Source organism: Pseudomonas sp. NPDC087690 (assembly GCF_044743175.1).
Classification (GTDB): domain Bacteria; phylum Pseudomonadota; class Gammaproteobacteria; order Pseudomonadales; family Pseudomonadaceae; genus Aquipseudomonas.
Window position 1 is genome coordinate 1 of record NZ_JBIUVX010000081.1, and the last position, 4251, is coordinate 4251.

Genomic DNA, 4251 nt, shown 5'->3' on the forward strand with positions numbered 1-4251 from the left:
AAGAAAATGAGACTGACAGTGAGAAGCAGTCCCTGCTGACTCACTTGAAAAGCAGCCACAAGGCGAAAGTGGAAGAACCACGCAAGATCACGCTGCAGCGTAAAACCACCAGCACCCTGCGTGTGGCTGGTAGCAAAAGCATCAGCGTAGAAGTCCGCAAAAAGAAAGTTTTCGTACAGCGTAGCCCGGAAGAAATCGAAGCCGAACGCAAGCGTGAACTGGATGAGCGTCGCGCAGTAGAAAATGCTGCCCGTCAGAAGGCTGAAGAAGAAGCCAAGCAACGCGCCGAAGAAGAAGCGCGTCGCCAGCCTGCTGCTGCGCAAACCGCTACCAACGCCGCTTCGGCGCCGGCTGCAGTTGCCGAACCTGTTCGCGAAAGCGCACCGGTGGTAGCCGCTGCTCCAGCACCGTCAGCTGACGTTCGCAACAAGCAGAACGAACAGCGCCGTCCGGACAAACCACGTGCCGACGACAACAATCGTCGCAGCGGCGGTGGTGATGGCGAGCGCAAAAACGCTCCGCATCGCGCTTCGGTCAAAGAAAAAGCGCCGGCTCCACGCGTGGCGCCACGCACTACCGACGAAGAAAGCGATGGCTTCCGTCGCGGTGGTCGCGGCAAGGCCAAGCTGAAGAAGCGCAACGCTCACGGTTTCCAGAGCCCAACCGGCCCTGTCGTGCGTGATGTGCAGATCGGCGAGACCATCACTGTTGGCGATCTCGCCAATCAGATGTCGGTCAAGGCTGCTGAAATCATCAAGTTCATGTTCAAACTGGGTACTCCAGCGACCATCAACCAGGTGCTTGATCAGGAAACTGCTCAACTGGTAGCCGAAGAACTGGGCCACAAAGTGACCCTGGTCAGCGACACCGCCCTGGAAGATTCCCTGGCCGAGTCCCTGAAGTTTGAAGGTGAGTCGTTCTCCCGTGCACCAGTCGTGACCGTAATGGGCCACGTTGACCACGGTAAAACTTCCCTGCTCGACTACATCCGTCGTGCCAAGGTTGCTGCTGGCGAAGCCGGTGGTATCACCCAGCACATCGGTGCATACCACGTTGAAACCGAACGCGGCATGGTCACCTTCCTCGACACCCCGGGTCACGCCGCGTTTACCGCAATGCGTGCTCGTGGTGCCAAGGCGACTGACATCGTGATTCTGGTGGTTGCAGCGGACGACGGCGTGATGCCGCAGACCATTGAAGCGGTTCAGCACGCAGTAGCGGCTGGCGTTCCACTGGTTGTAGCGGTGAACAAGATCGACAAGCCGGGCGCTGATCTCGATCGCATCCGTAGCGAACTGTCGGTTCACGGCGTGACCTCCGAAGAGTGGGGCGGTGATACGCCGTTCGTTCCGGTTTCGGCGAAAGTCGGTACCGGCGTGGACGAGCTGCTTGAAGCCGTTCTGCTGCAAGCTGAAGTTCTCGAACTGAAAGCGACTCCGTCGGCTCCTGGCCGTGGCGTTGTGGTTGAATCACGTCTCGACAAAGGTCGTGGCCCGGTGGCAACCGTTCTGGTTCAAGACGGTACCCTGCGCCAAGGCGACATGGTCCTGGTCGGTTCGAACTATGGCCGCGTTCGCGCCATGCTCGACGAGAACGGCAAGCCAATCAAGGAAGCCGGTCCATCCATCCCTGTCGAGATCCTCGGCCTGGACGGTACCCCGGACGCTGGCGACGAGATGAGTGTGGTTGCTGACGAGAAGAAAGCCCGTGAAGTGGCTCTGTTCCGTCAAGGCAAGTTCCGCGAAGTCAAACTGGCTCGCGCTCACGCCGGCAAGCTGGAAAACATCTTCGAAAACATGGGTCAGGCCGAGAAGAAGACGCTCAACATCGTCCTCAAATCCGACGTCCGTGGTTCGCTGGAAGCGTTGAACGGTGCCTTGAATGGCCTGGGCAACGACGAAGTACAAGTGCGCGTTGTGGGTGGCGGTGTCGGTGGTATCACCGAGTCCGACGCTAACCTGGCACTGGCTTCGAACGCTGTACTGTTCGGCTTCAACGTGCGTGCCGATGCTGGCGCACGGAAGATCGTCGAGCAGGAAGGTCTGGACATGCGTTACTACAACGTGATCTACGACATCATCGAAGACGTCAAGAAAGCCCTGACCGGCATGCTCGGCAGCGATGTTCGCGAGAACATCCTGGGTGTGGCCGAAGTACGTGACGTGTTCCGTTCGCCGAAGTTTGGCGCGATCGCCGGTTGCATGGTGATCGAAGGTGTTGTGCACCGTAACCGTCCGATCCGTGTACTGCGTGAAGACATCGTTATCTTCGAAGGCGAGCTGGAATCCCTGCGCCGCTTCAAGGATGACGCTTCCGAAGTACGTGCCGGCATGGAATGCGGTATCGGCGTGAAGAGCTACAACGACGTTAAAGTCGGCGACAAGATCGAAGTCTTCGAGAAGGTTCAGGTTGCTCGCAGCCTCTAACTCGCGCACTTCAGGAGCCGTGATGGTCGCCCGTACTCAACCGTGCGGCGCATCACCCGGACTCTAAACGCAACGCCCGGTCTGGCTTTTGTCAGGCCGGGCGTTTGCCGCTTTCAGACCTTGCGGGTTTCGCCGCAGGGCAGTAACAGGTAACAAATCATGGCAAAAGAATACAGCCGTACCCAACGTATCGGCGATCAGATGCAGCGCGAGCTTGCCCAACTGATCCGTCGTGAAGTCAAGGATCCACGTGTGGGTCTGGTCACCATTACCGCTGTGGAAGTCAGCCGTGACGTCGGTCACGCAAAGATTTTCATCACCGTGATGGGCCAGGACAACGCAGAAGACATCGCGCAAAGCATCAAGGTGCTCAATTCCGCTGCAGGTTTCCTGCGCATGCAATTGGCCCGTGAAATGAAACTGCGCAGCGTGCCGCAACTGCACTTCCACTACGACGAATCCGTCGTCCGTGGCGCGCACTTGTCGGCGCTGATCGAGCGTGCCGTTGCTGAAGACAATCAGCACCCGGTCGTTGCTGAACCTGAAGACACCAAGGAGTAATTCGGTGGCTCAGGTCAAACGTATCCGTCGTAACGTCAGCGGCATCATCCTGCTCGACAAGCCGTTGGGGTTCACCTCCAACGCTGCGTTGCAGAAGGTTCGCTGGTTGCTCAACGCCGAGAAGGCCGGCCACACCGGCAGTCTGGATCCGCTGGCCACCGGCGTCTTGCCGCTGTGCTTCGGTGAGGCGACCAAGTTCTCGCAATACCTGCTCGATTCCGACAAGGGTTATGAAACCCTGGCGCAACTGGGCAAGACCACCACCACGGCAGACGCCGAGGGTGAAGTTCTGCAGGAGCGCCCGGTGACCGTTGGTCGCGCCGATGTCGAAGCGGCCTTGCCGAAATTTCGTGGGCAAATCAGTCAGATACCGCCGATGTACTCGGCGCTCAAGCGTGATGGCCAACCGTTGTACAAGCTGGCTCGTGCAGGCGAAGTAGTGGAGCGCGAACCGCGTTCTGTTACTATTGCGCGCTTGGAATTGCTGGCCTTCGAAGGCGATACTGCGCGTCTTGCGGTGGATTGCAGCAAGGGCACCTATATTCGCACCCTGGTGGAGGATATCGGTGAGCAACTCGGTTGTGGTGCGTACGTCGCAGAATTGCGTCGTACCCAGGCCGGGCCTTTCACCCTGGCGCAGACAGTTACCCTCGAAGAACTGGAAGCGGTACATGCCGAAGGCGGCAATGAAGCGGTTGATCGCTTCCTCATGCCATCGGACAGCGGCTTGCTCGAATGGCCGTTGCTGCACTTCTCGGAAGCGAGCGCGTTCTACTGGCTCAACGGTCAGCCGGTGCGTGCTCCGGATGCTCCGAAGTTCGGCATGGTGCGGGTACAGGATCACAATGGTCGCTTCATCGGTATCGGTGAAGTGAGCGAAGACGGGCGCATCGCGCCACGTCGTTTGATTCGGTCAGAATGACCGGAACCGGCCTGTGTAATAGCAGGTCGGCGAGTGTGGCTGTTAACAGGCACGGTCACGACTCATTTATAGATACAGGGATTTGTCCCTGGCCTGTTGAAACTGTTTCCCTGAAACAGTTTCCTGATAAAAGGATTGCCTCATGGCTCTCGACGTTCAAGAAAAAGCTCAAATCGTTGCTGACTACCAGCAAGCTGTTGGTGACACTGGTTCGCCAGAAGTGCAAGTTGCACTGCTGACCCACAACATCAACAAACTGCAGGGTCACTTCAAGGCCAACGGTAAAGATCACCACTCCCGACTAGGTCTGATCAGCATGGTAAACAAGCGTCGCAAGCTGAT

3 protein-coding genes and 1 pseudogene are annotated in these 4251 nt (G+C 58.0%); all 4 read left to right on the forward strand.

Annotated elements, in window-relative coordinates; all coding sequences use genetic code 11:
• The coding region (gene infB / locus ACIPIZ_RS29070; RefSeq protein ID WP_401168937.1) for a translation initiation factor IF-2 at positions 1–2426 on the forward strand (2426 nt) is incomplete at its 5' end.
• 159 nt (positions 2427–2585) lie between these two features.
• Positions 2586–2987 (forward strand): 30S ribosome-binding factor RbfA, encoded by a 402-nt coding sequence (gene rbfA / locus ACIPIZ_RS29075; protein WP_016986495.1) that lies wholly within the window; start codon positions 2586–2588, stop codon positions 2985–2987.
• Between the two features lie 4 nt (positions 2988–2991).
• The gene (gene truB, locus ACIPIZ_RS29080; protein ID WP_401168940.1) at positions 2992–3909 is read left to right on the forward strand and encodes a tRNA pseudouridine(55) synthase TruB; all 918 of its coding nucleotides are present in this window, start codon (positions 2992–2994) and stop codon (positions 3907–3909) included.
• Positions 3910–4051: 142 nt separating this feature from the next.
• Positions 4052–4251 (forward strand): annotated as a pseudogene (rpsO, locus tag ACIPIZ_RS29085) (30S ribosomal protein S15); the annotation flags it as partial.

Excerpts from the sequence above, each read along its gene's own strand:
- rbfA (WP_016986495.1), top strand. The coding sequence starts at position 2,586 with ATGGCAAAAGAATACAGCCGTACCCAACGTATCGGCGATCAGATGCAG.